General features: G+C 63.5%; 23 protein-coding genes and 3 pseudogenes. 7 read left to right on the forward strand and 19 right to left on the reverse strand.

Annotation, left to right across the window (positions count from 1 at the left end; genetic code table 11):
• Positions 1–9 precede the first annotated feature (9 nt).
• Entirely contained in the window at positions 10–1,653 is a 1,644-nt protein-coding gene (eccE, locus tag ACQP2U_RS23870) for a type VII secretion protein EccE (RefSeq protein ID WP_433709519.1), read from the forward strand.
• A gap of 411 nt (positions 1,654–2,064) precedes the next feature.
• Positions 2,065–2,433, forward strand: a complete 369-nt coding sequence (locus tag ACQP2U_RS23875) for a hypothetical protein (RefSeq protein ID WP_433709520.1) — start codon at positions 2,065–2,067, stop codon at positions 2,431–2,433.
• A 451-nt stretch (positions 2,434–2,884) separates the two neighbouring features.
• Here ACQP2U_RS23875 and ACQP2U_RS23880 read toward each other — a convergent pair whose 3' ends face one another.
• Both ACQP2U_RS23880 and ACQP2U_RS23885 read right to left on the reverse strand, forming a co-directional pair.
• On the reverse strand, positions 2,885–3,388 hold the full coding sequence (locus tag ACQP2U_RS23880) for a nitroreductase/quinone reductase family protein (protein ID WP_433709521.1): 504 nt from the start codon (positions 3,386–3,388) through the stop codon (positions 2,885–2,887).
• Between the two features lie 182 nt (positions 3,389–3,570).
• Complete coding sequence (locus ACQP2U_RS23885; protein ID WP_433709522.1) at positions 3,571–4,455, reverse strand: hypothetical protein; 885 nt, start codon at positions 4,453–4,455, stop codon at positions 3,571–3,573.
• A 119-nt stretch (positions 4,456–4,574) separates the two neighbouring features.
• Between ACQP2U_RS23885 and ACQP2U_RS23890 the strand changes: the two genes are divergently transcribed.
• The 3 genes and pseudogenes from ACQP2U_RS23890 to ACQP2U_RS23900 all read left to right on the forward strand — a co-directional run bounded on the left by ACQP2U_RS23890 (position 4,575) and on the right by ACQP2U_RS23900 (position 6,367).
• On the forward strand, positions 4,575–5,492 hold the full coding sequence (locus tag ACQP2U_RS23890; protein WP_433709523.1) for a sigma-70 family RNA polymerase sigma factor: 918 nt from the start codon (positions 4,575–4,577) through the stop codon (positions 5,490–5,492).
• 364 nt (positions 5,493–5,856) lie between these two features.
• Positions 5,857–6,090: pseudogene (locus ACQP2U_RS23895) on the forward strand (methyltransferase); the annotation flags it as partial.
• A 79-nt stretch (positions 6,091–6,169) separates the two neighbouring features.
• Positions 6,170–6,367: a hypothetical protein gene (locus ACQP2U_RS23900; protein ID WP_433716808.1), complete on the forward strand. Its 198-nt coding sequence runs from the start codon at positions 6,170–6,172 to the stop codon at positions 6,365–6,367.
• Between the two features lie 772 nt (positions 6,368–7,139).
• Here ACQP2U_RS23900 and ACQP2U_RS23905 read toward each other — a convergent pair.
• From ACQP2U_RS23905 to ACQP2U_RS23975, 15 genes are all read right to left on the reverse strand, one after another.
• Positions 7,140–7,418 (reverse strand): alpha-L-rhamnosidase C-terminal domain-containing protein, encoded by a 279-nt coding sequence (locus tag ACQP2U_RS23905; RefSeq protein ID WP_433716569.1) that lies wholly within the window; start codon positions 7,416–7,418, stop codon positions 7,140–7,142.
• 415 nt (positions 7,419–7,833) lie between these two features.
• Positions 7,834–8,148, reverse strand: coding sequence for a WXG100 family type VII secretion target (locus tag ACQP2U_RS23910; RefSeq protein WP_433709524.1), 315 nt, complete (start codon positions 8,146–8,148; stop codon positions 7,834–7,836).
• 37 nt (positions 8,149–8,185) lie between these two features.
• Positions 8,186–8,521 carry a WXG100 family type VII secretion target gene (locus ACQP2U_RS23915; protein WP_433709525.1) on the reverse strand — a complete coding sequence of 112 codons (336 nt, stop codon included), beginning with the start codon at positions 8,519–8,521 and terminating at the stop codon, positions 8,186–8,188.
• A gap of 91 nt (positions 8,522–8,612) precedes the next feature.
• The gene (locus ACQP2U_RS23920; protein WP_433709526.1) at positions 8,613–9,395 is read right to left on the reverse strand and encodes an ESX secretion-associated protein EspG; all 783 of its coding nucleotides are present in this window, start codon (positions 9,393–9,395) and stop codon (positions 8,613–8,615) included.
• Positions 9,392–10,387 carry a PPE domain-containing protein gene (locus ACQP2U_RS23925; protein WP_433709527.1) on the reverse strand — a complete coding sequence of 332 codons (996 nt, stop codon included), beginning with the start codon at positions 10,385–10,387 and terminating at the stop codon, positions 9,392–9,394. The genes ACQP2U_RS23920 and ACQP2U_RS23925 overlap by 4 nt, the downstream gene beginning before the upstream one ends.
• Before the next feature lie 17 nt (positions 10,388–10,404).
• Entirely contained in the window at positions 10,405–10,713 is a 309-nt protein-coding gene (locus ACQP2U_RS23930; protein WP_433709528.1) for a PE family protein, read from the reverse strand.
• Between the two features lie 30 nt (positions 10,714–10,743).
• Positions 10,744–12,024, reverse strand: coding sequence for a hypothetical protein (locus ACQP2U_RS23935; RefSeq protein WP_433709529.1), 1,281 nt, complete (start codon positions 12,022–12,024; stop codon positions 10,744–10,746).
• Positions 12,021–12,587: a hypothetical protein gene (locus ACQP2U_RS23940; RefSeq protein WP_433709530.1), complete on the reverse strand. Its 567-nt coding sequence runs from the start codon at positions 12,585–12,587 to the stop codon at positions 12,021–12,023. The genes ACQP2U_RS23935 and ACQP2U_RS23940 overlap by 4 nt, the downstream gene beginning before the upstream one ends.
• A 40-nt stretch (positions 12,588–12,627) precedes the next feature.
• A complete protein-coding gene (locus tag ACQP2U_RS23945; RefSeq protein ID WP_433709531.1) occupies positions 12,628–12,963 on the reverse strand; it encodes a YbaB/EbfC family nucleoid-associated protein in 336 nt (111 codons plus the stop codon).
• Entirely contained in the window at positions 12,956–13,303 is a 348-nt protein-coding gene (locus tag ACQP2U_RS23950) for a hypothetical protein (protein WP_433709532.1), read from the reverse strand. The genes ACQP2U_RS23945 and ACQP2U_RS23950 overlap by 8 nt, the downstream gene beginning before the upstream one ends.
• A gap of 112 nt (positions 13,304–13,415) precedes the next feature.
• Positions 13,416–14,261 carry an ESX secretion-associated protein EspG gene (locus tag ACQP2U_RS23955; RefSeq protein ID WP_433709533.1) on the reverse strand — a complete coding sequence of 282 codons (846 nt, stop codon included), beginning with the start codon at positions 14,259–14,261 and terminating at the stop codon, positions 13,416–13,418.
• A complete protein-coding gene (locus ACQP2U_RS23960) occupies positions 14,258–16,414 on the reverse strand; it encodes a hypothetical protein (protein ID WP_433709534.1) in 2,157 nt (718 codons plus the stop codon). The genes ACQP2U_RS23955 and ACQP2U_RS23960 overlap by 4 nt, the downstream gene beginning before the upstream one ends.
• Positions 16,407–17,024, reverse strand: a complete 618-nt coding sequence (locus ACQP2U_RS23965) for an ESX secretion-associated protein EspG (protein ID WP_433709535.1) — start codon at positions 17,022–17,024, stop codon at positions 16,407–16,409. Before ACQP2U_RS23965 ends, ACQP2U_RS23960 begins: the two co-directional genes overlap by 8 nt.
• A 185-nt stretch (positions 17,025–17,209) precedes the next feature.
• Positions 17,210–19,105 (reverse strand): hypothetical protein, encoded by a 1,896-nt coding sequence (locus ACQP2U_RS23970; RefSeq protein ID WP_433709536.1) that lies wholly within the window; start codon positions 19,103–19,105, stop codon positions 17,210–17,212.
• A 15-nt stretch (positions 19,106–19,120) separates the two neighbouring features.
• Positions 19,121–19,261, reverse strand: a complete 141-nt coding sequence (locus ACQP2U_RS23975; protein WP_433709537.1) for a hypothetical protein — start codon at positions 19,259–19,261, stop codon at positions 19,121–19,123.
• 1,504 nt (positions 19,262–20,765) lie between these two features.
• Here ACQP2U_RS23975 and ACQP2U_RS23980 point away from each other — a divergent pair.
• Both ACQP2U_RS23980 and ACQP2U_RS23985 read left to right on the forward strand, forming a co-directional pair.
• Positions 20,766–22,355 (forward strand): SMI1/KNR4 family protein, encoded by a 1,590-nt coding sequence (locus ACQP2U_RS23980; RefSeq protein ID WP_433709538.1) that lies wholly within the window; start codon positions 20,766–20,768, stop codon positions 22,353–22,355.
• A gap of 69 nt (positions 22,356–22,424) precedes the next feature.
• A pseudogene (locus tag ACQP2U_RS23985) lies at positions 22,425–23,810 on the forward strand (MFS transporter).
• A 42-nt stretch (positions 23,811–23,852) separates the two neighbouring features.
• On the opposite strand, the gene ACQP2U_RS23990 reads toward ACQP2U_RS23985, so the two are convergent.
• Together ACQP2U_RS23990 and ACQP2U_RS23995 are read right to left on the reverse strand one after the other, a co-directional pair.
• Positions 23,853–26,039, reverse strand: a complete 2,187-nt coding sequence (locus ACQP2U_RS23990) for a LuxR C-terminal-related transcriptional regulator (protein WP_433716570.1) — start codon at positions 26,037–26,039, stop codon at positions 23,853–23,855.
• Between the two features lie 234 nt (positions 26,040–26,273).
• A pseudogene (locus tag ACQP2U_RS23995) lies at positions 26,274–26,759 on the reverse strand (ATP-binding protein); the annotation flags it as partial.
• Between the last annotated feature and the right edge of the window lie 125 nt (positions 26,760–26,884).

A 26,884-nucleotide genomic window follows, 5' to 3' on the forward strand; every position in this document is an offset into this window, starting at 1 on the left:
GCGAGCACGATGCGCTCACCCGAATTCTGGCTGTTCCGCCGATGGCCGTTGCCAGTCGTGCTCTCGGCCGCCGTAGTCGCTTTCGCCTCCTCATTGGCCGCGGCGGTCGCTGGCAGCAGTGCGCTGGTCGTCGTGGCCGTCGGCGCAGCGGTGTTCCTGCTCGGCGTGGTGCCGGTCCGGGGCAGCGGCATTCCCGCCCACATCGGCGCGGGCGCACGGTATCTGTGGAACCGCCGCCACCTCAGAACCACTCGCTATCACCCCCCGTTCAATATCGCCCAACCCGATCTGGACGGTGGTCAGTACGGAATCCGGTGGGACGGCGACTGTCTGCTCACAATGCTGCGCATCGACGGCCCCGCCCCCGGCGTGAACCTGCTCGGGCCCGGCGTGCTCACGACCGAGAATGCCGTCCCGCTGGATGAGATCGCCCGCTGCCTTACGCAGTTCGATATCGGCTTGGACGCGATAGACGTCAACTGCGTGGGCGGCCGCACGACGGTTGAGGGCGGCTCGCTAGCCCAGCTCTACGGTCAGGTGCTGGGACCATTGGCGTCACCGTCATGGCTCACCGTGTGGCTCACCCTCCGGCTGAATCCGTTGACCAACGCCGAGGCTATCGCAGGCCGCGGCGGCGGCGAGGCCGGTATGACCCGCACCGCCGCCATCGCCACCCGTCGAGTCGCCAACCGCCTCGCCGCACGGGGGCTCGAGGTCACGGTGCTTACCGCACACGAAATCGACCGGGCGGTACGCCATCTCGCCAACGGCGTACGCGGCGAATCGTTGGTAGAGCATTGGCAGAGTGCCGAGCAAGAAGGAATCCACCTGACCACCTACGAGCTCAACACGGCCCGTCTCGACAGCGCCGCCCTCGCCGAAGTCTGGACCGTGGCAAGCGTATCCACCACGCTCATGCTTCGACTGCGCCCGGCGCCGCTCGCGGGCGGCCACGAAGGCAACTTCGCCCTCACCGCGCTTGTCCGGTTCAACACCCAGCAGCCGCTGGAGCGCCCGCCGATGCCCGGACTACGCCCTCTGGCAGGCAACCAGTACCGTGCGCTCGTCGCCACGCTACCGGTGACCAGTCAGAAGTTCGGCCCACCCACCAGTGTCTGCTTCGGCTCGGCGCAATCCCTTGCCGTGCTAGCGGTTCCGTCGAGCGGAGTCGGCCAACTCATCGGCGCAGACGATCTCGGCCGCGGCGTTGCGATCCCAATAGTCGGTCCGGGCCTGCGTCGCGTGGAGATCATCGGCGCATCGCTGGCCCAGCAGGTGATCCTGCGTGCCTTAGCTACCGGCGCACACGTGCTGGTGCATACCTCGCGTCCCGAGGCGTGGCATTCTCTGGTGTCCGGAGTCGCCGAGCCCGCCTCGCTCAGCCTCGCAGGCGCGGCAGGCACCGCCCAGATCACGCCGAATGTCATCGTCTACGACGGCGTTCCGTCGACCGCGCACACCTCCCCAGCGACCACGGTCCACGTACACCCCAGCGGCACTACACCCCGCTACCCCGACGCCGAGGTGACACTCACCCAATCCGAAGCTGCCAACATCGTCACCATCCAAACCCCCACCGGTTCCACCACCGTCCGCATGATCGCCACCGCCGACGAAATGCGCTACCTCACCTCGGCCTTCACTCACGACTGACGGGAAGGACATTCCCATTGTTGGGATATCGAGGACTCGTCGTGCCGAGCGCACCTGCGTGCCGCAGCAGTTCGGTGAAGCCAGGGCGGTCGAGAGTGGCCTCGATCTTGTTGTCCGCGTAGATCTTCTCGGCGGATGCCGTCCTCGGCCTGGGCCACGAGCGCGGAGGAAGCCGAATCCAGCCAACCCCGAGATATAGGCACTATGGCGGATATTCGGGTGGTAACGACTCGGCTAGTTCGGCCGAGTGTCTAGACCTTTTACAAAATACTGCTGGGTGATTAGCAACCGTTTCGCCCGGCGCGTTGACGGTCCAATTATGCAAGCTTGAACGACGACGGGAGTCAGTCGACCCCACGATGCTTGCCATCCAGATCCAAAGACAGGCAATCAATGCGTTTCCTGCAATGCGTGACACGGTCCACAGTCGTAGCAACCGCCATCATCGCCGCGTCGCTGACGACGAGCGGGACCGCGGAAGCGGCCTCTACACCCGAAGCTACCTGCGGCGCAGGGTATTACGTGATCGACCACTACGACCTGAAAATAGCCACCGGCTGGCTGACGTACAACGGCTCTACTGACTGCGTCGTCACCTGGAAGACACAGCAGATCGGAACGAAAACGCCCCTAGTGGCGTCGGTAGGTTCCTCGAACCCGACCAACGTACCGTTCCAGACACACGGCAGGTACGGCAATGCGGACGTCGATTTCGACTCTTATGCCTACTACGCAGGCCCTGTCTACTGGTACGCCCCGCACACGTGCATCGAGTGGTAGGTTTCCGACCCATATTATTCCGGGGGCAGCAGCGGCCCGGTGCACTGCAACTGACTTGTCCCATCTGGAGCCGATCGGCCGCACGCGGATCAATGGGAAGATCGCGACTGCCTTCGATGATTTCCCTCTGCCGGACAATAGTCATAGCCAACCGGCCCGCTCGCCGAGATCAATTGGCGCTTACTGCATCTCTGGCAGGTATGGCGACGCGGTCCGGTGCCCACAGAGAGATAGATAGGTACTAACAACGCGGCAGCGACGTGGGCCGGGCCATATCCCGGCCCACGTCGCTGTTCACGTGTCAGATGGGCCGGGCGAGCCGGTACGGGTGCCCGCGTTCGGGCTCTTCGAGACCGGGGACGCGAGCGAGCGCGCCGAGGACCTCGCAGTGTCCACTCTGCCCAAATGAGCCGCCGTCGCCCGATTGCCGCGGACGGCGAATAGGATTGACTCAGATCAGGGTGAGCCGGATGACGGCCCCGCCCTGCTGCCAGGTCTGATAGATGTCGGCCTTGTTGGGCTCGCCGGCGGCGTCGAAGCCGATGCCGTTGAAGCGAGCGTTGCGTCGATTGTCGCGCGCGATCACCTCGAACAGCCGCATCACGGTGTCGGTGTCGGTAAGCACCTCCGCCGTGGCCGTGCGCGGCGGGCCGCCGAGCGAGACTCGGATGGGAACATCGCGGCGGATGTTCTTCACCCACGGTCGGGTCAACGTGCCGATCAACAGCGCGCCGTTGTGACGGGTGTAGGCGACCGGGATGTCGTACCGCTTACCGGATTTGCGTCCGACCACATGCAGCACCAGCAGCCTGCGCCCGACGATCGAGCCGAGGCCGGGTGCCCGCAGCAACATGCCGACTAGCCTGTTCACCGCGCCCTGCACCGCGAGGGGGGATTCGGGCCCCGGGGTCGAGGGGGTGCCGTATGGGTTGGTCGCCGAGGAATCCGAGGTCATGTCCGCTCCTTCCGAGTACACCCGCGCCCAGTCTGTCGGTGTGTGACTATGCCGCGAGTGTCGATTTATGAATTGATCTGCACAGATGTCGAGAGTTGTCTGTACGGCCGTCGAGCCAGCCTGCCAGTGCGAGTTGTGGTCCCCGGGTTCGTGTCGCCTATCAAGACGAATTCCCGCCGACACTATGGCCAATTCTTCCTGGTCAAGGAGCCCGAGGTCATCATGAACGGGGTGCTGTGATCCTGTCCTGCCAGGATGGCGGTTTGATGTCCCACATCGTTGGCGATCGACCAGAACGTCAGGGTAGTTGCGCCGCAGGTCTGCGTGGCAGGGGACAGCTCGGCGGTGTTGCCGTGGGCGTCGAGGGTCCAGTCGCAGCCGTCGGCGGTATGCGCGGTGACAGTGCTGTCCGCCGCCGGAGTGAAGGTGACCGGCCCGGACATGAGGGCGGGCGTGAACGGCAAGGGAATGAAATAGGAGTTGGTGGCGGCGTTGATGGGGAAGGGCGCGCGGTCGAAGGTCCAGGTACCGCTGAAGCGCCGCGCGGTGTCGGCCTGGGTGCCTGCGGCTGCATTGGTGCGGCGGCCGTCGACCAGATCGAATCCGAAGGTCCCCGGGCCGAGATAGCTGTTGGCGTGCAGGGTTTCTCGCTCGACGCCATCATCGACGGTGACGCGCCAGCGGTCTATGTTGTAGCCGGATCCGATCACGTTGTTGAAGCAGTACTGGGTGGTAGATGTCATTTCCAGAGCGTCGCCGGCGGGCCGGAAATGCCAGGTGCAGCCCTGATCGGTATGGCCGAGGACCTCGCTGTCGGCACCGTGGGTGAAAGTAATGGTGCCGATCTGCGGAATGTCGGGCCGATATCCGAACAGGTCCATGGTGGCGATGTTGGTTCTGGCGGTGTGGTCCGGCTGGTCATAATTCCATGTGCCCAGGTACTTTTCGACGGAGCCGGCCGTTTCGGAGAACGCGGTCGAATCTGCTCCCGCCGGTACCGGAGCAGTCGCGAGGCCGGCCAACGCCAGGGCTGCGATCACGGTCAGTCGGCTCGAACTGCGGGACATAAGGTCTCCTCGCATGGTGCTCGGTTGTTTTGCGGGTCAGCACTATGACGGAGTGGGCGGCGGAAAAGTTACCGCGGCGAATCGGTAACTTTTCGCCCTGCCGTTTCGTCGTAATTGATGTGGAGACTTATGGCGACCAGTTCACCGCGCTCTGGGATGCGCACCGCGCCTACGTGGTGGACTTGGCGTTCCGAATGCTCGGTGACATCGCGGAGGCGGAAGACGTTGCGCAGGAGGCGTTCCTGCGCCTCTCGCGCGCCCGCACGGACGAACTGGGCAACGTCCGCGGCTGGCTGACCGTGGTGACCGGCCGCCTGTGCTTGGACCTGATGAGCAGTGCCCGAGCCCGGCGCGAGCAACTCGGCGACTCAGAGCTGTTGAACTCGGTGGTCTCGCAGGGCATCGACCCGGCGGACCGGGTGACGCTGGACGATCACGTCCAGTCGGCACTGGCGATGGTGCTGCACCGACTGAATCCGCCCGAACGGGTGGCCTTCATCCTGCACGACGTGTTCGCGCTGCCCTTCGAGCAGATCGCGGCCATCCTGGGCCGTCCAGTGGGTACGTGCAGGCAGCTGGCGCGGCGGGCGCGTACGAAGATCACCCCGGCCACAGCAGGAACCACGCTCGTAGCGGCGGATCGCGCGGTCGCCGGGGCCGACCCCGCATCCGCCGCGGTCGATCATGCCACGGCATCGACGCATCGAGCCGTCCTGGACAATTTCATCGCGGCCTGCTCCGGCGGCGACCTCAACGCCCTGCTGACCGTGCTGGCCCCGGACGCCTGGGGATCGGCGACCTTCGTCGCGGGCTCGTTGCCAGCGCCGCCCGACACCCACGGCGCGACGGCCGTGGCGTCGAACATGCTCAGCTACTTCGGATCCGGCGCAACGCTGGTGTCGCACCCGGCGCCCGCAACCGTGGGCGTCCTGGCATACCGCGACCGCGTGCTGTACGGCATGCTAGTGCTCACCATCCGAAGCGACCGCGTGGCAGGCATCGAGGCGATCGTCGACCCGACAATCCCCATGGCATGAGGATGAGCTACCGGCGCGCGCCCTGTTCGTACGCCGCACGCCGCGCGGACCGCCGACGCCGCGAATTCGAACGCACAACCGAGAGCGGCTGCGACGGTCATCCCGTTCGTTACAGAACCCCGCACCATCTCGAGGATCTCGGGCTCGACTGACCAGCAACCGGCCGCTGCAGCAACTATTGCGGGCGGCCACGTCCATAGGACTCTTGGCCACCGAGGAGGACTCGCATGGTGTCACGCGATACTCATTGACTGAAACGGGGACCACGCTGACCCGGGATCACCCATCCTCCACACGCGACTTGATCACTTGCTTCGAGGGACCGATCTGGCGCGATTCTCTGACAGCGCTTCCAGAACCCATTGTGAACGGACGGATCGGCCCCGAAACCGCACACGGCGCACCACTTTTCGAGCTACTTGAAGCCGATCATGATGCGAGCCCGTCATTCGACCGGCTGATGACCGCTCAACATGGCAATGTGCCCGCGGCAGTCGTGGCCGCGGTCGATCTCGGCTGGGCTGACTCAGCAGTGGATATGGGCGGCGGAATGGGCGCTCTGCTTACGCAGATACTCAGTAAATACCCGAGACTCGTCGGGACACGCTATTCGACCAGCCTGCCGTGCTTGACCGTGCCCGCGAGGTCCTTGGCTACTCCGTCGGCGACCGCTGCATGTGGAGTTCTTCGCCGACAAGGAATCCAACATCGTGCTGGCCACGGGCGGACCGGGCAACGTCTACACCGACGGGCAGCGCCCCGACCCCGTCCTGGGCACCAACAAGTGGGAAACCTTCCTCACTCGCGAGTTGTCGCCATTGATCGATGCACGCTTCGAAGGTAACGGCCGCAACGCGATCGAAAGGGTTCGATAGGCGGCGAGGCCGCGATGATGGTCACGGTGCGCAATCCTGGTCTTTATCGAGCGGTGGCAGTGCACAGCGGCTGCTACACCGTCGGCTGCCGGTAGCCGGTGCCGGTCAGGCGCAGGCCCGCGCAATCGTGGAAACCTACGGCGGGAATCTGGACATGTTCGGGCCCCCGACCCGAGTTCGCCCACAAGCTGCTCACGAGCAGCCAAAAACCAATCCGAAACCGATCACACCGGACCGCAGGCCCCGGCGAAAAATCGAGGCTAACCGCAATGTGTAGGGGCGCTCAAGAATCCCCCCAGAGGCTGACCACTTGGGCTATAGGCTGCTCCGCTCCATCGGATACACCGCCCCGGCGCGTATTCCCTAACAGGACCAGCGTAATAGGAATAGTTGCCATCATCCCAATCCTGTGGCTGGTTGCTATCAGTATTGGAAACGATTATACCTGCCGAAACACGGGTTGATTGACCTACGTATTCAGTCTTCATCGTCACCACACAGTCTGTGCTCCCGTTATAGGAAAGATAAGATGTGGCACCGGGGAAGACTTGCTGGTCTATGGGCCAATATCCCGACCCGCAAATTTGTGCGGCACTTGACGCCGAAGCGGCAGCGCTCGCAGGTCCTGCGGGAAACAGTAAGACGGCCATAGCGGCCAGGGTCAGAGCTGAAGAGTATCGAAGTAATTTCATAAGAAAGATGCCTTTCGTAGTTTTATCGCCTTATCCCCCTCAACTTCCCCATGACGGGGAAAGATTCCGCGAGTTATCCATTAGCGTAAGTCGCCGGATTTCGCCGTGCCATGCCGTCGCCGCCTTGTGAAGATAGTGCGGGATCGCACGCATGCAGAAGTATCGATGAAGCCGTGGTCTCCCGTGCCGACTGTGGCGGCGCAACCGTCCAGATGTACATGGGCGGTTGTGCCCAGCGGTATTGGAATGTTTAATTTCACCTTGTCGTCATTGAGCTGCCAGGCAGATGCCGTTGGACCGTAGGTGTCTCCACCCGCACCGATGCCAGGCCACCTCCGATCGTGGGGCTTCTCGACCACGGTAGGGCCGACGCGAAATCCGACGGTTGCGTCCAACAGCGTGATGTATCGCCACTGATATGAACATGTGGCCAGACGCTCGGCCGCACAACGGGAACAGGGGTGATGTCGCCGAACCTCGTGATTTCATACGAATTTCTCATGACCGTTGCGTCAGCGGCGCAGAACTGCGGCAGCCGGTTATTCCGACCAATGGCACCAACGCTGGCATCATTGGATTTCTTCTGCCGCAGGGCGTTCCCACCCGCAACCCTACAAGGAGGAGGTGGGACCATTCCGCACGAACTACTTCGATTCTGTTGAGTGCATTATCGAGCCGCACACGCTCGCACCCCGTCTATCGTTCGCGGATGCTGCAACGTGGGCCGCGAAGTGGAGGGGTGCGAGCGCTTCGGCCGTCCGACCCGACTGGCTATCAGCTGCCCATGAACGATTTCATAACCCTACCGTCGGTGGTCTGGGCGTTGTTGTGCGCCTCTTCCACCCCATCGATTCCCTGCTGAAGCACGTTGATTACATCGTCGAGGTTCTGGGAGACAGCGCTGAAGGCAGTGTGATAAGCCTGCGCCGAGGCTCCCTGCCAGACATTGGTAATCGCGGTGTCGGCAGAGCTCGCATCGCCTTGCGAGGTCACAAGCGCGGTCTTGAAGCCCCGCAGTTCACCGAGCAGCGCCTCGATGTGCCCTGGGCTGTACTGCATGATGCTGCTGTTGTCTGTCGCGTAGCTCATGACGAAGTCCCTTTCTTGCAGTGTTCGGTGAAGCAGATCAGAAGAGGTTGGTGTAGGGGTGCGAGGAGAGCTCGGTGTCGATCTTGCCGAAGATCTGACGGTTGTCCGAGTCGGTTCCGCCCAGATCCTTGTTGCCCTGCTCCAGGGCGGTGGTGAGGTCGGTCAGAGACTTGTTCAGCTTCAGAATCGATCCATGCAAACGATGGGCATAGCGGTCGAATGCGATCTTCGCAGGACCCTTCCATCCCGCTTCCGCCGCCTGAACACTGGCGTCCAGCTTCTTCGCGGTATGGTCGAGCGTCGGGATCACATCCCGCATTTGGCCCGTCGCCTTGAGGAACTGACCATGATCAATGGAGATATCTTGGGCCATCGCTGGCCACCTCTTTCTTTTCGTCTTCGAATGCCTTGTTCGAATGGATACTGTCGATATTCGCTTCTTCATTCATGTCGATGTGCGGGGACTAAGGCATCCACCTTCCTCCCGGCAAGGCTTCGATCAAGATCGCGATCGCTTGGCCGAGGCGTTGATCGGAGCCGGGCGCGAAGGTAATCCAGGCTCGGTTGTCCGCCTGCGATCGATCGGGGGCCGCGAGGATCCGGCCGCAGTCGGTGTCGTACACCGCGACCGCACCGACTGTTGTCGTGGAATCCTCGCCGTAGCAGACGATTTCGGTATGTGTGTGGCAGGTCGACATCACCATGCCGAAGTCGACGGCCTCCCGACCGGCAGCACCGAAGTGGTACGCCACGTCGGTGAAGTCGGCCGAACCCGCTGCGGTGTTCAGTCTTTCGCCGATCTCGGCGGCCGGTGCCCGGAAGGGCGGGATGTCGGCGGCAGGAAGCCTACCCAATGCCGCACCCAACGTCCGCGTCAGCGTGGCGGGGTCGCCGTCGGCCCATACCTCCCGGATATCGACATCGTCGCCGTCGCGGACGGCCAGGGCATGATTGCCGCCACGCCGCGCCAAGCACATGCGCCGAATTCCCGATTGCCCGGATGACCGGGCGACCAACTGCCGGTCCGGTTGCGCGAGGGTGAACAAGGCCGATGCAATATCGGTTGCCACATCGCCGTATTCGTCCACCAGACCACGCACCCGCAACGCGCTGAGCGCCGCCTCGTGGGCCCCCCGCGCCGCCGCAATCGTCTCGTAGTGCGGCTCAAGCGCCAATACCACCGGCAGAGCGGGAATTTGGAGCAGGTCGACCGCAGCCGTGAGCGCCTCTTCGGTCAGGGTTGTCATATCTGCTCCGCCCCCGCGCCGATCGTCCGCACCTGGGGTGCGGAGGTGCCACCGAGCACGGGTGGCGCGGCGGCCCACCCGGCGTCCGGAGCCAGCGCGTCGAACTCCGCGCCCGCGCTCGGCCCCGCGGCGGCGCGTGCGGGGGTGTATTCTTCGGCATCCGCGGTGGCCGCGGGTGCCATCGTTCCCGGCACCATCGGTGCCTGCGTGAGCTGCATTGCCGGAGCTGCTGTTTCGACAACCTGCTGATCGGTGACGATCTGCTCGTCGACGAGCACAGTCTCACCCAGCGCGGCCGCGGGGATGGGCGCAATCGTCTGCAGCACGGGCAATACCGATGGACCGCGGTATCCAGCAGACGCGGCCAGCGGCGCCGGACCTTGACGGATCATCGGCGAGCGCGGCACAGCGTCCTGTTTCTCGGCCACCAGTGCGGCCTCGCTTGTGAGCACGGGCGCCGGGGGCGGTGTCCAAGGCTGCGCGACCGGCTCTGTCGCTGCCTCGTAGTCTTGCATGACTTGCGCGGCCCGCGCTTTCGCCGCGTGCGCCTGGTCCTCGATAGACGCGGCCGCTCCCACCAACGGTCCGCCCAGCGGAATACCCTGTGCCGTCATATCTTTCAACGCCTGCCACAGGGCCTGCTCCGCCTCTCCCGGCATCGCGGCAGCCGCCATGGTGTACGCGATGGCCTGCGCCTCCGCACGCGCAGCATTGGTCGCGGCGGCTTCGGCGGCCTCCACCATCCAGTTCCGCAACGCCGCGAGTTGCTGCACCCCAGCATCGCTGTCTGCCGACCGCCACGCGCTGCCGAGCTCACCCAGGATCGCGTGATACTCCACCGCTGCCTCGGCGAGTACCGCCGACAATTGACCGAAGGCCATGCCCGCATCGGCCATAGGCAGCGCGCCGGGTCCGGTGACCAGATCGCGCACAAGCTGGTCCGCGGGCGTGGCCTCCCAGATTCGCCCGGTGAAGCCGTTCGGCTCGAACATAGCCGTCTCCCGTCCGCTCAGCACAATCCGTCGAACAACGTCACGTTGAGCGCGTCCACGCTACGGAAGGACTGCGCATGAAAGCGCATCTGCGCGGCCAGCTTTCGCAGCTCGTACACGCCACCGGCATAGGACTGTCGAAAGCCGTCGCCGACGTTCTCGAAGGTCTTTGCGGCGCGGGCCGACACTGCGTCCGCGCCGGCCGGGATAGGCGAGAGTGCGCTATGCGTTCCGCTCAAAGTGTGATCGAGCCTGTCGGCCAATGCGTCCAGTCGCGTGGCAACCCGGTCGGCCGCCACCGAATCGAATTCGACGTGTCCGTTCATGACTTCTTCCTGGTCGTGCTGGGTACTGGGCTACAGCGTCAATGCCTTGTCCGGTGAATCCGCCTGGCGCGACGCCGCGCCGCCGACCACCGGCGTCGCGACATCCCCGAGTTCGCCGACGACTTCATCGCCGTGCTCGGCGCTCACGAGGTACTCCCGGGCTGGCACCGAGGTCTCGGCGGCGCGCGCGCCGATCGCCGCGCCCATCGGCATCATCGGTGTGCCTCCCCGCGTCGCGACGGACTCTTCAGCCGACAGTTCCGCGCCCGCGGCCGCATCCATCTCGCTTGCCCGCACGACCGCCTCAGTGGGCGGTCCGACCGGCGTCTCGGTCACGACCTGCTGCAGCGGCACACGTGCGACCCCGACCGGACCGCCGCCGGGAGAGGCGAACGCCATCGGTGCGACCGCGCCTATCGCGCCGGTACCGGTCTCGTGCGCTCTGGCTTCGGCGACAGACCCGTGATACTCCGGACGCAAGCGAACCTGCTGCTCGATGGCCTTCTCGCCTTGGCGCAGCAACTGTGTCACCGGTTGCGCGACCTGTTCCAGCATCTGAGGAACCTGTTCGGCGGCATTCTGCAGCTGCGCGGGCGCAGGGTTCGGCGGGGGCGTGATCGGCACCGGCCGTCCTGCCACCGTCATCTGACTGGTCAGCGCGCTCAATCCGGCGCGCACCTGCGCCACCACCGCCGCCGCTTCGGTCGCTGCCTCGGCTGTGGCCGCTGCGATGAATGCCTGTCCGCCCGGTGTCGCCGCGGCGACGGCGATCTCAGCGGCCAGTTTCGTAGCGATGGCCGCCAATTCAGCATTACCAGTCTGGACCACGGCCGCAGCGGACAACAGCAGCGAGTGAATTTGGCCAGCCTGCTGTGTAACCGCACCCGCATTGCCCTGTGCCTGTGACGCTTTCGCCACCGCCGCTTGGGTACCCGCGCCCTGCAACGCTGACAACGCGCTGATCGCCGTCGACCCCAGGGCCATCACCTGGGTGAGACCGTTGACGACCTGCGAGAAGAACTGGACCGGGTTGATCGGCCCCATCCCGAGATTGCCGGTACCGAAGTTCCCGAGCATGTCTGTGATCGGCCGCATCAACGCGGCCGGGTCGAGCGGTGGCAGCGGCGGCAATCCTGGCAACTGCGGCAGCGGCGGAAAGTCCGGCAGCGGCGGCAATCCGAGGCCAGCGAGGATCTGATCCAACGACTGGTTGTTCCCCGGTGGCCCGATTCCGGTGTGCCGCAATACGTCTAACACATCTGGGTGCAGTGGCGCGGGAGCAGGGTGCATGCCGAGGGATGACGGATTCATATCGTCGCCGAACCAGTCGTCGCCGATCTGACTGCAGCGGCGAACGGCTGCGCGACGGTGTGCTCAGCCGCTGCGGCGACGGAAATCGGCCGGGGCGACACCCGATCCGGCGACACTCCGCCCGACCCCGGCGCAGCCCCCTGCGACATTTCCTGCCCCGGAGGCTGCTCCGCGACATCCGGATTGGTGTCGTTCTCCGGTGCGGAGGTGGGCGTCGCGCCATCGTCGGTGCCAAACGCCGGCATGCTGTCGGGCGAGACGAGCCCGTCGAAACCCGCCGCGGAGCCAGCGTCGGCCAATTCGTAGTTGGCGGCCGCCGCATGCGATGTCACATCCGTGGCGGCATGCACGTTCGCGAGTTCGGCCACCGCCTGCGCGTGGTTGGCTTGCGCTACCGCGAAGGCGGCGAGGAAGTCCGCCGCGATCGGCCCGAACACCGCCGAGGCGGCTTGGATGGCGGTGACCTGGTCTACCGTGCCCGCAACCGTCACCATGCTCGCCTGGGTCGCGTTGATGTCCCCGTGCGCACTGAAAGCCTCGGGAATGACCGCTACTTGATTCATCTGATTGTCCTTTAGGTCAACGCCACGTGGCATGAAGGTTCTAGGAGGAGTTGGAGGAATCCGCGTCGGTGTCGTTGAATGCCGCCACCAGAGCGGCCTGTTTCTCCACAGCGCGACGCGCGGCGGCACGCGAGGTGTCCACGAGGCACTGCCCGAACTCTGTCGGTGTCAAACGGGAAATGCCATGGGAGAGACGAATATCCACCAATCTGCCCTCACCATCCACAATTACAGTTGCCGCGCCGTTGGATGATGTCTCCACCACCTGGATGGCGCATATCTGCTCGTTCAGCTCCAGCATTCGCTCGGCATGCGACCGTAACGCGTCCACTGCGGCCGAAACATCCGTCAAATAGCGGAAATTCGCTTCAGTCACGGCCGCTCCTCAGCCAACTCCACGGGGCGTACTCGTACTCGGTCTCCTCTACCAACTCGGCCAGCGCGAGCCCGTCCGCGGTGGGCAGGCCCATCCGATTCAGCACGTCGTGTGCCACACCGGCCTCCGCCAGGTCCGCCCGCCGCGCCAGCCGCGCACGATTCGCTGATTGACGACACAACCGAACAATCTCGGCCGCCAAATCGGCCGGATGGCGCTGTAACTCGGCTCGGTCTACAACCACCGACAGTGGCAATCCCAATTCCGTTGTCTCCACCGATATCCGGCCTGTGGCGGATTCGGCAGTACCGACGAGGAGTCCCAGTTCCGAGGCTGACATTTCACACCTGCCCTTCAAAAGCGAAGGTACGACAGGCTTTTACCGATATCGCCTGATGTTCCCAATAGTGAGAATTGGCCCTGCGAGGCGCGTCACGGGCGATGCGGGCTGGTTACCACGATTCTTCAGTGACCGAGAATCGTCGCGTTTCGGTAGGCAAGTACAAGCTCCCGCTGATTCCGGTCTCGTCTTCGATCGCGCCGATGACCATGCCGATATCGGTGTCGACCATGGCGCGCAGCCGGTCCCTGTCGACCGGAACAGCGACGGTGGCATTGTCATCCATCACATACCGGCCGTCATCGACCAGGTCCCGCCACTCCAGCGTGCGATGCGATACCCCACGCGGCCCGAAACGCGAACTGCCCTGGCGGATTTCGATCTGGCCGATCGTGGTGGCGGTGGTGCTGCGGAATGCCTCGGAGCGCTCCGCGACGTTGTCGTACTCATCGGCGTCCGAAGACTCGGCCGCGACCGACCGACCGAACGAATAGTCCCTAGTGCCCGCTAGCTCCACCCGGCCACGCTTGCCCGCATCGACGTCGGGGAGCTGCTCGACGAGCAGCCGTGCCAGTTCCATGGACTCACATTCGCTCACGGCATAGCCGCCACTGTGGTAGATCGTCTCGCCAGGTATCTGGGTGATGACTACGCACCGCTCCCATTTGCGCGCCGCAGCGACCCGGATGCGCCCCGCCGCGTTGCGCGGCTCCCTACCGTCGAACCCGTGCACTCCCAACCGTACGTCCGGGTCGATCATGATGCTCAGCGCGGAGTCGAAGGACAGGTCCAGCCTGCCCTTCAGCTGATCGCTCACGATGGCGATCTCCCGCTGGTAATCGTCTTCCATCATGATCCGCGACGTGAAGTACAACGGCTTGGGAAGATGGCGCTCCGCGGAGAGCTCGCGCCACCGGACATTGAGCTCGAAATCGGTCAGGTTCCAGGTACGGATCATGCGTCGACCGACGGCTCTGCCGTAGCGTTGGCCTGCGTGGTGGCGTCATCCTGGGCTGCGTCCGCGCCACCGGTCACCGCGTCGACCGCCTGCCCGGCCGCCGCGATCGGCATGTCGGCAAGAAGTTCTTCGCGCGGGAACATTCGGGGTTGCGCACGCGGAGGCTCGTCCGGCCCGGGCCCAGCTTGGTCGTGCCCGCCCGGATCCTTCGCCTCGCGGTCCATCATGTCGTGGTGAGCCGCCGCGTCGAGGGCCTGCTCGATCGACGGCGTCAGCTGCTGAATCTCCTGCGCCAGAAGATTCGTGAACTGCTGGAACACACCGGCCACCTGCTGCCCGATAGCCGCCAGCTCACTCAGCTCCGCCTGGCTTTGCCCGGCCGTCGAATACGGGCTGTAGCTTGCCGGATACACCGGATCCCCAGCGTTGCCCGCCACGCCTGCGGCTGTGCCAGCGCTAGTTTGAGTCTGCCCGTCCAGCGGCGAGGTCGGCCTTCCCTGAATTGGCTGAACAATCCGCTCCAGCGGGCCGGGTGGGTTCGCAGTGGGCACTTGGTAATTGGAGTTCGGCTGTTTCGCGGCCTGGGCTTCGAGCTTGTCCAATCTAGTGAGAATCTGTTGCTCCAGCGGAGTCGGTTGATCCGTCGCAGCCGACTTGGCCGCCGCGCCCGCGGTATTTCCGCCGGTCGAGCCGCCGTTCGCCGCGCCCGACGAACCATAATGCCCGCCCCCAGCCGCAGCGGCGGCGTCGGCATATTTCTTGTAGTCGGCTAACACGTGGCCGAGCCCGCTGTTCGGATCCTTCAACTGCCCGTCGAGACGTGCTGCGGCATCGTTGTAGACCGCATCGCTGAGTACCTTTGGGTCGACCCCGGTCAACGCCGAGCCCCCTGCCGGGTTCGTCAGTGGGTTTGGCACTGTGGAACCCGTGGTCGCGTCGACGGGCATCGGCATCTTCGGCATGCTGGCCATGCTTGCTGTCGCGCCCGGCTTGTAGAACTGGTCGAAGTGGTGGCGCCAATCGGACTCGTGGTCTGAGTTGTAATCCGAATTGTCGGGCAGCATGATCCGAAACTGATTGAGCCATTCTGCCGTGAAGATCAGCTTTGAGCCCATGATCTTCATGTTGTCGGCCAAGTCTTGTGCGCTGTTCACGTAGTCATTGCTTGCTTGATTCGCTTGGACGGCCCCCGCGCCCTGCCACGGCGCTATGCCCACACCGGAGTCTCCACCACCGACGATGTCCTTAAGTGCCGTCCGAAGGTCGTTCATTCCCATCGACAGCTGCTGCGAAAGGTAGAGCCACTGCGCGGCCGCGTGCATAACTTGCGCGTAATCAATGCTGAGATATAAGCGGTAGAATTCGTCGCGGTGCAGGCTATCGGAGTTCTCCAGGTTGAGCGGTGCATCGAAGACTCTTGTAGGTTCCGTCAATGCAGGGTTGGCACCCGCCGACGCCCGCTGTGAGTCCCCGTCCATCGACTTCAGGACTCCCTGATTGTCGAGGTGGTCGACGCCGTGTTCATCGTGGATCACGCCAGGTAACTGGGCTTTGCGGGTGTAGAGCTCGCTGTCGGTCGGTGCCGTCTTATCTGGATCGTAGGCAACACCGGATGGCAGCACCGAGCTCGGCGAAATACTGGGGTCGAGATCCACCGAAGCAGAGTCGAGCGCGAGTGACGTGGCCGCCACGGACGGGCTGTTGCCAAACAGTCCAGCGTTCGCGCTATCAGTCGCCTTGTATAGCTTGTCGGCGGCATGGAAGGTATCAATCATGCCTTGTAGCACCACTTCGTGCCGCTTGAGGCAGTCCTCGAGCTTTGTGGCCCGATCGTTGAAAGCCACGGCCATCTGTGTGCCCGAAGACAGATACCCAGTGGGATACTCGCCCATCGACGAACGCAGATACAGCAGGTTTGTCGCCGACTCGATGCCCCTGATCCGGCTCAGGGCTCTGTCGGCCGCTGCTGCGCACGCTATCGCGGAATTGTGGGCCATCGTGAGTGTCTGGCTCTTACCTTGTGCCGTCAGGCCCGTCCACGGGTTCGACGGGCTCGTCGTCGGCGGGCTCGACGTGTCGATATAGCTGGTGTCATCCGGCGTGGGAGGGGCGCTCGGGGGCGCGCCGTCGGTACTGCTGCCGCCGCTAGCCATGGTTCTCGTCCTTTATCGTCTCGATCACCGTGATGATCCGGGCGTTGATGAGGGCGGTCAGGCGGGGCACGTCGACGGCGACTGCGCGCGGAGTGGTGTCGTCGAGCAATGCGTAGCGGCCGTCGCCGACGAGGTCACGCCAGCCGAGCCGGAGCCGCAGCTGGCCGCGTGGGCCGAATTTCGAAATGCCCTGCTCTATTTCGATCAGGCCGCGGGAATCCACCGGCGCTTCGACGAACGCGCGGGCACGCTCGGTGTCGCTGCTGTAGTCGTCGACTGAGTCGGTCGCCATTGGACGGCGGTAGGAGTGGTCGATGTCGTCCGGGCTCACCACCGGTGAAAGGTCGATCTGCGCATGGCTGCCCCGCCCGACCTTCGGCAGGTGCCCGACTACCACGTCGGCCAAGGTTGTCGCTGGGAACTCGGTGATCGTGTATCCCTTAGCATGCCAGATGCTTTCGCCCAAACGCTGGGTGACGATGTAGCCATAGCCGCCGCGTCGGGTCGCGAGAATACGCACGCACCGCGACATGGCCATCGGGTCCGCACCAAGGGCGTGTGCGGTGACCCGGATGTCGGGGCGGGCGATGCTGTCGATCACTTCGTCCAACACCGGGTCCGGGAACTCCCGTGCGTGCTCACGCGCCTGCGCGCGTCGCCGGTTCAACTCGTCAGGGCTCACGATCGAGGTCCGAAATGTCAACGGCGGCGGCGGAAACCGCTCACCTGTGCGCGCCCGCCACCGCTCCAGGAACTCGAGATCGCCGCATTGCCATTTCCGTGCGGTATCGAGTGTCATTGCTCGACAACCGGTTTCGCGGCCGCTGGCGGCTTGCCGAATGCTTCCGCCAGATACCGTTTCGACGACAGGTACTCGGCGCGCTTCTTTTCCTTTTCCTCTCCCGACGGTTTGGCGCCACCCATGCCGCTGCCCGGATAGCCGCCCCCGTACCCGCCTTGCGGTGCCATGCCTGCCCGCGCGGCAAGCACGTCCTTCTCGGCTTCGGCCGCGGCTCGTGGAAACAACTTGGCTTCCTGCGCCGCCTCTTTCGCCAACTCGGCGGCCTTGATTCCGGCGCCGCCTCCCCCTCCACCGCCACCGAGCGCGCCGGTTTTCGGCTTGCCCACCGCCGCCTTATGAGCATTAGCCAGATTCGCCAAACCGCTCGCTGTTGGCGAATTGGGCTGCGGTCCTCGCTGTGCCGCCGAATTCGCCTGCCCCAGCGCGTTTTCCGCCTGGCTCAATGGGTTCCCGCCGGGATTCCCGGCGGGTTTGGTGGAGTAGGGCGATCCGTTCGGATCACCGGGTTTACCACCCGGCGGCATCCGATTCGGGTCGATACCGGGATATATAGTCTCGCGCGACGGCCGGTCATAAGGATCCCCGGGGTCAAGCGGGATTTGATTCCAATCCGACAACCCGGAATTCTGCAGCTCGGTCATGCTGGGCCCGGTGCCCGGCAGCGCGCCGATACGGGGACCGCTGGTGTTCAAGCCGCCGACCGGTTGTCCGGGCGGGCCCCAAGGGCTTGAATCTTTCGCGGCGGCATAGGTAACCGGCGCGGCAGGCGGGATATGCGGCACATATGACGACGGGTCGGTGACGACGTTCGGCGCGTAACCATTCTCGTAGGCATCGAGGTAGGGACGGGTGTCCCCATAGCTCAGCGCCTGTAGCTCACCGCCGGACACACCCTGGTCTTCCGGCGGAACCGGATCCTGCGGCAACTGCGGCTTCACGACGTTCATCCAGCTCGCCACGTGCATCAGCATGCCGTGCGCCCCGTACATACCGCCGGTCAGTGTGTCGAGTTGCTCGCCGTAGGTGGACATCGATTTGACGGCCGCCGAATAGCCCGCACCGTCCCACGCTTGTGTAACACTCTGGTCGCCCAGCACTGACTTCAAGTCCGCGAAGCGGGAATACAGCTGCCCTGCCATCTGCCACCAGAATCCCGCTGTCGAGCTCGTGGCTTGCGGGTCCATTGTCTGGCCAAGATAGAACAAATCGTGATAGCTGAGCTGGGTGGCGTCCAACGGCGTGACCGCCTTGTTGTCGCTCTTGCCGCCGTAGTATGTGGGCCGGGTCGCCGCCACCATCTGGGCGTGGTCCATGCGGTCGGCGTAGTCGTGCGAATTGGCCTTTGGCCCTGAAGGCGGATCTTGCGTCAAGCTTTCGGTGGGCACATTCGTGTCCAACGTAACCGCGACCGCGGGGGCGGTCGTGGTTGACGGATTCAGCAGGGCCGCCTGCCGTTTCGCGGCATCGTCGAAGATCGCTGCCGAGGTGCTGTCGGTGGAGGGGTACATCTTGCCGATATTGAGATAGGTGTCCAACATCTCGTTGAGCACCTTCGCATGGCTTAGCAGGCCGTCCTTCAAGGTGTGCGAGGCAAGGGTGGTGTAGATCTGCCGCGTTTGCTCGCCAGGACTCGGCCCGCCGCCTTGATAGTCACCGGATTGCCGATCACCCGCCTCGTACGGCAGCATTCCGAAGGAGCCCGCTTGCAGGGCGAATCCATCTGCGGAGGCTTGTCTCTCGACGTTTGCCACCTGTTCGAGAGCCGCGATGATCTTCGCCGCCACGGTGGCGGCGACCTTGGGGTCGAACCGGATCTCTCCGCTACCCGCCTTCTCGGCGAGCTGCGCCCACTGATTCCCGATCTGGTCGACGGGGTTGTTCTTGGCCATAGCATCGCCGCCGTTTCAGCACACGCGGCCGAAGACGATCTCGGCCGAGTCGAAGACGATCTCGGCCGAGTCGGGGCATTCCTGGTGTTCCAGGCTGATGACCGCAACCACGGACAACGCCGTGCTATCCACCGCTGGAAGATTCGGCTCGCTCACGTGCGGAACGGTACATCCGCCGAGTCCGCAGCTCCCCTGTTCCCAAACATGGGAAGCGCCACGACCTCGGGCTGGCCGGCCATAGCCGGCGAATCTACGTATGTTCGCGGATGTTTCGGCCTCAGCCTCGTCCATAGCATTTGCAAAACGTTCCATGAACCGAGAATTGCGATGCCAGGTTTTCCGATCACACCAACAGACTCTGCACTACCAGCCCCTCAACCGCCCTGCGCCGCGCAGCCGGACAATTGGGATCTCGACGTCGGTTCGAAAAAAGCCTGGCGTACGGCCATCAGCACCTGCCTCAGCTGTCCGGTGCTGGATTCGTGCCGGACCTTCGCGGAAAAACTGACCGCACAAGGAAAGGGCCCTCGCTCCGTGATTTGGGCCGGGGTCGCATATAATGCGGTTGGTCAGATTGTCGACGACATCGGCCGCTATCACCCGCCGTCGAGGACTAAGCCCGGCGTTCTCCAGATCATGCACACCACCGCGGCGGACTCGAACCCGCCGACGTCAGATCCGGCGCCGGCCGTCCGCAGGCATTTCGTGATCGGCCACCGAGAAACCCGAGTCGACCTGGTGTAGGCCGTCGGGGATCGTGGCCGGCGCAATCCCTGGCAGATGTGTTGCGGTCCTCAACATGCATCTCATTGCCCAGGCAAACGATGAATCTCCTCAGCCGACAACCTATGGACGATGGCGAAGTAGCACCCTCCGCTCTCGGCGATTGCGGCCTGCCTGTCGCGAATCTGTGAAAGTACCTGGCGCACAGTCCCGATCGAGGCGATACCGCCGTCATTTTTCGTTCTCGGCGTATCCGCTCTGGCGCTCAGCGTCGGGGTACGGATCGTCCTGCGCGATCGGCAACTCTCCACTCATCACGAGCATCCGTTACTCGGCATCTATTCGGATCCCTCCCCGCTTTACGATCCGGGCCAAGAACAACATCCGCCACCTCATGCAGGTAGACCGACCTCCGATACCCGCCAGTCGCATCCGCGGCAGCGGAAATCGGCGCAGCGTTCGGTGTCGCCGCTTCCGCGGCCCCCTCTCCACCGCGACTAGCGGCTACGCCACTGTTCATGCCGTCGCCTCCCCCCAATGTGGCGGCCATTGCCGCTGCCGTCGTAGCCGCTTGCATTCGCGACTTCGTCGGAGAGGACTCTGCCGTACTCATCCCAATTCTCTTGGGTGGCAGTGCCTGTTAGAACACCTCGTGCAACAGCTAGTGCATGCATTCGCGTCGACCCGCGCGACGGGCTGCGATGTTCGCAGTCGATGACACCGGTGACTTGAACAAGGGAATCCCCACTGTCGGTGCGAATTTCTCCAACGCGGCATACGAACATCGGCACTATGGCGGATATTCAGTCCGCCACCGCACGGTTACGCTCTGCGACGTTCCCAGGCTTCTATCTTCAACACCAACAGCCTCGCGTAGCCCCGCGGGTTTGTGGTCACCGCGATTCCGATCGCCCCGTCACTGTAGGAGAGCACCATCTTGATTGAGTCCGCCGTGCAACGAGCCGTCGAGAACATGATCGCGAATGCGCCCGCAGGATGGACGGCAGCCGTATCGGAATCCAATGCGTTGGTGTCCTACATCGTGGACGGTCGATCGGTGCCATACATGAGTAAAGACTCATTGGGCTCGTTGAGGATTATGCAGGAAGATATGCGAGCAATTGCGGCGAAGGCGAAGGAGTCCAACAACTGGGAAAAAGCAACGATCACACTCACATGCGACCCAACTGGCGAATACCGATTGGTTGCAGTGCAGCACGGTGTCATGCGGACCCTCGGATCATCACCTGGATATCTGGCGGTAATTGACCCCACATATGAAATGCCGTGGCCCGGTGACGCGCAGGACGCTGGGGCATCCGATGCACAAGGCGATCCCGAACTCGCACTACAACGGTTTCACGAGTACTTGCAGCGCCGTGCGACGATCTTGGGGCGGCCCGATCAACTACGACCGCCGGTATCGGCAGCAGCGCTCGCGGCCGCCGAGCGCCGCATCGGTCAACCGCTACCTGCTGATCTGCGGGCATTGTACTTGTACGCCGACGGCGAAATGGACAGCGGCACAGGGGGTTTGTTCGGCGGCAAAGCGTGGATGCCGCTCGAAACGGTTGTCGCGACTCTCGAGGAGGAGAGAGACCTATACGCGACCATGACAAAGCAGTTCGGCTGGCATCTGGCCTGGGATTGGGTTGTTCTCGATGCCCAACCCCCCGAGACTGTTCGACGCTGTGGAGGCCATCCTGGGTGGATACCGATCGGCACCAACCTAACTGGCAACTACATGGCGGTGGACATGGCTCCGGCCCGTCACGGTCACCCCGGCCAGGTCATCCTCACTGGTCGCGACTATTCCGACGGCCCAGCCTATGTCGCCGATTCGGTAACCTCGTTGCTGGGTCACTATCTGAGTGCGCTCGACCTGGAACAGTTCGAGATATACCGACCCGGTGACGTGATCTCCATCTCGGCCCCTGACTACGAGACTGGTCCCAAGTTACTCATAGGCGGAACCGAGATCCTCGACGATGTCACACCGAGCCTTCAACTGGTCACCATCAGCGGCTCGAGCCCGATCGATCTTGCCCCCCTGGCTGCCGCACCGAACCTGCGGCGTCTATATGTGCGGTGCCCCGTTCGAGACCTCGCTCCGATTCGGCACCTGCCTATTGAATCGCTGCACATCAATTTGGCCAACGCCGATCTCGGCGATCTCAGCGATCTCAGCGATCTCAGCGATCATCGCACCCTCACGTCCCTGGCCGTGCAAACCATGGTCTCTGTCGATATCACGCCACTGCGCACCGTATCGACCCTTCGCGGCTTGGATCTCTCGAAGGCCGAGGTCCGCGACTTGAAAGTGTTGGCTGATCTGCCGGAGCTACGCTATTTGGCTCTCCGGCCGTATCAGTGGGAAATCCTGCTGGACCAAGGAAAGCTCCCCGCCACTCTCGCCGCAGCTCAGCTGATCGACAACTCTCCGTCTCTGGATGAAGCCGTGGCGTGGTCACAGCGCCTAGGCATCCCGACGGGTGAGGTGTTCCGCCTTTCCGGCCAGCTCCGGTGACTGAGCTTGTACCAATCCAACGACACCCCAGTCGAAGTCGATAACCCGGCCAATTCGCGCACCAATCACATGCGGTTGGTGCTGGGGCTGGCTTCCGTCAGCCAGTTCATGGTCATCCTCGACGCGTCCATCGTGAACATCGCGTTGACGACGATCCAACATGATCTCGGTTTCACCGCCACCGGCGTGGCTTGGGTGGTGGACGGCTACCTGATCGCCGTCGCAGGATTGATGTTGCTGGCCGGCCGGACCACCGATCTATTCGGCCAACGTCGGATGCTGGTCGGCGGATTAGCTTTGTTCACTGTGTCGAGCCTTGCCGGAGGTCTGGCGGTTGCGCCGCAGATACTGGTGGCAGCCCGCGTAGCGCAGGGCGTGGGAGCCGCGATGATGGCACCGGCGACATTGGCGGTGGTCAACACCAGCTTCACCGAAAAGCGGGCAAGGGCAAGGGCTTTCGGGGTCTAGTCTGCTGCGGGCGGCGTTGGCGGGATGATGGGCGCGCTCGCGGGCGGAGCCATCACTACTGGCTTGTCGTGGCAGTGGATCTTCCTGATCAATGTGCCGATCGGTGCGGTTCTGATCGTGCTGGCGTCAATTACGTTGTCGGACAAGCAAACCCGCCGGAGCGAATCGCTCGACCTCAGCGGTGCGATCACCGCAACGACGGGGTTGGCCGCTGTGGTATACGGAGCGATGCAAACCGCCGATCACGTCTGGACTTCGCCCCGTGTACTTGGTTCGATAGGAGCGGGGCTCCTGCTGCTCGCGGCCTTTGCCGTGGTAGAGGCGCGCTTTGCAGCCCAGCCGCTGATGCCCTTGCGGCTCCTCCGAATCCGGCGAGTAGCCGTCGCGGTCAGCGCGCTGGCGCTGCTCGGCGGAACTTCCATCGCGATGTGGTGTTTCACCCCACTGTTCCTGCAGAACGTGCTGGGCTACAACGCACTTCACGCCGGACTCGCGCAAACACCGGCCGCGATGACATTTTTGATTGTCGCGCGAGCTGCTGCGACAATCTTACCGCAGACAGGGCCGCGCCCGCTGGTGCTGACTGGATGTGCTTGTCTCCTAACCGGTTTCGGATGGCTCGCCCACGCCGACATCGGTAGCGGCTACCTCTTCTGCGTGCTCGCTCCGACGTTGCTCGTCGCGGTCGGAATCGGACTGACCTTTCCAACGCTTATGGCTACCGCGACGGGCAATGCCCTCGACAGCGACACCGGAATTGTCAGCGGCCTCGCAACCACCGGCAATCAGGTGGGCGGCTCGATCGGCCTGGCTGTACTCTCCGCTGCTGCCGGGACCAATGTGGCGCGGGAAGCCGGGAACCCCCTTTCCGCCGTCGCTACGAGTTATAACCTGGTCTTCTTACTGGCGGCCGGGCTCGCCTGCACTATTGCCGTTGCGAGCGTGTTACTGCCGCCAAACCAACCGAATCTACTGCTTACGCGCTGAGAGCTGTTTTCTATTCTTCAGATTCGCCGTTAGGCAGGAATTTTACAAGCTCTGCCCGGCCGCGCTGATCGCCACTTGTACCCGCGACTGCAGATTCAACTTCGTCAGAATGCTGGAGACGTGTGACTGCACCGTGCGCGGAGACAGGAACATCCTGGTCGCGATGTCGGAATTCGACCGTCCCTGCGCGATCAGCGTGACGACCTTCCTCTCGGTTGGCGTCAGAGCGTCCCAGCCAGTCTTGGGCCGGTTGCGAGACCCGCGGCGACCGCGCCGTATCCCGAAATCGCGTAGACGTGCCTCGGCCCGCGCAATGTCCCATTCGGCCTCGAAGCGGGTGTACAGTTCGATCGCCCTTTCCAGTGCCGACCGAGCCTCGTCCAGTCGGCCATCGCTCGCGAGCAAAACGGCGAGGTTTTCGTTAGCCTGGCCTTCATACCAAGGCCGCCCGGCACACCGAAATGAATCTACAGACTCGGCTACAAGTTCGATGCTGCCTACGGCCAGCCCACGGCACAACACCGCAGTTGCGTGGCGACTGTGTGTGGAGTAACGCGCTTCGAGCAATTCCGCGGCGGTGGCGACCTTGCTGGCAATATCGAGTCTGTTGATCACAACGGCCAGCCGCGCCAGATCCGGATACAGCGGATACACCGCGACGGAAGCCGCCGGTTCGACGAGTTCATCGCAGATGTCCGATACCGCTTCAAGCGCCTCATCTGGACGGCCTTGGGCCTCGCACACCAGCGCATGAACCCAGGGACGCAGATGGCGAGAATTGCGACTGCCCAGGCGGTCGTCTGGTGAGGGCAGCGACGCGGGAGCACCGGTGAAGGTGCCACGGCGCACTGCAACGAGAGCGACAAAGCACTCGGCGGCTGCGGCATATCCGAAGATGTCCGGTCCGTCTTGGCAGACTCGCACATCGGCGAGGGCGTCGTCCCAGCGGCCTTCCAAGTAGTGCATGCGCGCCAAGTCCAGCCGAATGGACCCGAGATACATCCCAGAGGTACTTTCGCTCAATCGAATTGCCAGTGTGAACGTCCTCTCTGCCGCCGCGTGCTGGTCGAGCTCGGTCAGGCAACGACCGCTCAGGGAGTACGGGTCGATGTTGGAAAGTCGCCGGCGGCCGCTACGTTCGTAGCTTCGAACCAGCCGATCTCCGAGTTCCTGCGCTTCACCGAGAAATCCCTGGTGATACCGCAGTAGGCCAAGCGCAAAGGCACCCAGTCCCCACGCGATGGGATCCGCGCAGGCTTCACCAGTCGAAATCGCCAGTGCCGATGCCTCTTCGACGATATCTCGGCGCCTGAGAAGCAGATAGGACAAGGCGCGGAACCCGTGATACTGGCCCTGTTGTAGCGGCGTGAGGCCAGGCCGGGCAAGAACGGATTCGGCGACAGCAACGGCGGCGCCCACGTTTCCTTGGGCGAAGCACGCGTGGGCCAACAGCCAGTGGAGCTGGTTGCTGGCCGCTGGTTCCTGCCCTGCCGAGGCTGTATCGTCCGACAATGTCCGCCATGCTACGGCTTCGGCCTTGCCGGGATTTCCGCTCCATAACAGCGCCCTGACATACCAGAGTCGCAGCACATCGCAGCGTGCCGTGTCCAGCGTCGGAGACTCGATGGCCCGATCGAGCAGCCCTACTGCCAGCTCGGGAGCGCGAACCGTCAGTCTCTCCGCAACTTCGATGAGCCAATCCAAACTGGCGCTATCCAGCTGCGCATCGCTTGCCAGCATATATGTCGCAATGCGCTCGACCGGTGCCTCCATCGACATCAAGACACGCGCTGCCCGCAACTGCAGCGTCACGCGTGTCGACGGCGGGAGTTGATCGGCAAGAACTTGGCGGATCAGATCGTGCCGGAATACCAAGTCCGAACCGGCACGTACCAGGATTCCCGCCTCGACCGCCACGCTGATGACGTTCCACACGTCGATAAGTGCCGCTCCAAGCACCGACGACAGCTCGATCGCCTCCACACCTGGCCCTAAGGCGGCCGCCATAGACAGAACCTGCCGTGACTGCGCAGGTAGATAATCCAGCCTGCGCACAATCACATCGGTCAGCGATTCCGGCAGCCGGATTTCACCAGGCCCTTCCTCTTCGAATGCAGCTGGGTCGGGTCTGATCTCGCCGAGCTCGATCAAACCGGCCTGAATCAATCCAGCCACCAGTTCGATGACGTACAGCGGATTTCCGGCAGCACCCGAGACGGCGGCGGACAACCGCGGTCCGGCGGGCAAGCCGAGGGAGTCTTCCACCAACTCGGCCACTTCCGCATCGTTCATGGGACCGAGCCGCAGCTGCTCTGCACCCCACGACTCGAATTGACCGAGCAGGGATGACAGACTCTTATCGCGCGGTAGCGGCCGAAGCCCGAGAATTATCGAAAGCGAAAGCTCACCAACGGATTCGCCTAGGCGCTGCAACGTCAGCAGACTCGACGGATCGGCCCAGTGCATATCGTCCAAGATCAACACAGTGGGCCCCGACATGCAACTGTCCTTGAAGGAAGTGACCAAGGACTCGACCATCGCCATCTCTTGACCGATCGCCACGCTGTCAGGGTTCATGTCCGGTCGTACAGTGACCGGGGTGCGCTCTCCCGAAGCCGCTGCGATGGCGCTCAAAGTGGCGAACGGTACGCGCTGTTCGAGCTCTTTGGCGTCGCCGCGAAGAACTCTCACACCACGCGCAGCCGCCAGTCGCGTGGCCGCCGACAGCAGAGCGGTCTTGCCGATGCCTGGTTCGCCTTCGAGAATGACCATCCCGCCACGCCCTGTCATCGCTTTTCGCAGGCAGTGGTCGATCCGATCGAGTTCCTCTCTGCGACCGATCAGCTGGCCGATCAGTCCGTGCTTGCGAGTGGATTCGCGGGACACATCGACGTCGGACTGTCCGATCGGTTCGACCTGCGACGCGGTTTCGAAGTGCATTTCCATCATGTCTGCTGCCTGGGAATCGAGAGGTCAATCATCTTCTTGTGGGCAAATGGGCCTACCCGTGGGCAACCCTGACCTGTCCGCGGCCGCGACCTGTCGAGAACATCACGGTCACGTGAATGTGAAGG

The sequence above is a fragment of the Nocardia sp. CA-084685 genome, from assembly GCF_050955785.1.
Classification (GTDB): domain Bacteria; phylum Actinomycetota; class Actinomycetes; order Mycobacteriales; family Mycobacteriaceae; genus Nocardia.